The following is a 365-nucleotide window of genomic DNA, read 5'->3' as shown; positions in this document are numbered from 1 at the left end:
AGTCTCGTGGGCTCGGGGGAGTATCGGAACTCGGAAAGGTAGCTGGTGGAGTCAGCACGGATCAGCGCGTTCTGGGATCGGCCGCGGCGGTCGTCGCGGTTGCGGTGGTGGCCTGGAGGATCAGGTCGGCGACAGCGTCGGGGCGGGCGATCAGGGATACGTGGCAGGTATTGATCTCCACGGTGTGGGAGTGGGCGCGCTTGGCCTCGAAGCGTTCCTGGTCCGGGTTGATGGTCATGTCCTGCCGGCCGACGAGGGCCCATGAGGGGATGTTCTTCCACGCTGCGACCTTGGCCTTCTCCGAGAAGGCGGTGGTCGCTGCGGGCCGCTGGGTAACCGCCAGCAGGTTCGCCTCACTCGCCGGC

General features: G+C 67.1%; 1 pseudogene. It reads right to left on the bottom strand.

Annotation, left to right across the window (positions count from 1 at the left end):
- Positions 1–61: 61 nt before the first annotated feature.
- A pseudogene (locus J0695_RS41840) lies at positions 62–365 on the bottom strand (alpha/beta fold hydrolase); the annotation flags it as partial.

Origin of the sequence: Streptomyces beijiangensis, from assembly GCF_017315755.1 — a bacterium.
GTDB lineage: Bacteria > Actinomycetota > Actinomycetes > Streptomycetales > Streptomycetaceae > Streptomyces > Streptomyces beijiangensis.
The sequence above is the reverse complement of the archived record's forward strand: the minus strand, read 5'-3'. Positions and strand labels throughout refer to the sequence as shown.